This window comes from Fructilactobacillus sp. X7R9C1 (assembly GCF_059901005.1).
Window position 1 is genome coordinate 1 of sequence record NZ_JBWXVG010000038.1, and the last position, 866, is coordinate 866.

The 866-nt window shown below is 41.1% G+C and carries 1 protein-coding gene; it reads left to right on the forward strand.

The features are described from left to right. Nucleotides 1-85 precede the first annotated feature (85 nt). A partial coding sequence (locus AC6UD0_RS07285) for a peptidoglycan recognition protein family protein (RefSeq protein ID WP_500708694.1) occupies nt 86-866 on the forward strand: 781 nt, incomplete at its 3' end.

Here is an 866-nt window from a genome sequence, read left to right on the forward strand (position 1 = left end):
CTTGGAATTATTGACGACCAAACCGATGTCCCAGAGGATCCTAAAGACGGAATCGCTAAGAAAGATGAAAAGGAGAATGATAATAATGAAGAGAAAAAATAAGACCAAAGTTATTGGATTAGGAGTTGCTGCATTATCAGCAGCTTTTTTATTTGGCGTAAGTGCTCCACAAACTCACGCAGCTAACGTTAATTATCAATATCAATTAACTGGGAATGAAGGTTCACCTTATCGTACTAACAACAAGATTATTGTTGCTCACGAAACCGGTGGTGAAGCTACTGCACAAAACAATGCCGCTTTTGAAAAGAGAACATGGTATTCAAATGGCGCTTATGTTCAATATATCGTTGGTAACAACAATGCTGGTCAACCTGGTAACATTTATCAAATTGGCCAACCAGGATACCAAGCTTGGGGAGCTGGCTCATGGGCTAATGCCAATGCACCAGTTCAAATTGAATTAGCTAGAACTTACAATGCACAAGACTTCAAAGTAAACTATGCCACTTACATTAATTTACTTCGAGAAAGTGCACAAAAGTATGGCATCCCATTAGATACTGATTCTGCTGGATACGTTGGTGTAAAATCACATAACTGGATTAGCAACCATGTTTGGGGTGACCACACTGACCCTTATGGGTACCTGTCACAAATGGGCATCACACCAGCTCAATTTGCTCACGACGTTAAATATGGCGTTGGCAATGTAAGTACTCCAACTTACACGCCAGCACCACAACCTCAACGTCAAAACAAACCGGTTCAAAGACCACGCGAAACTAGGTCTGGTTTCCATTCAGAAAACGCAACGTTTACCAATGGTAATCAGCCAATCAACGTTCACTATGCACCATCTGCTA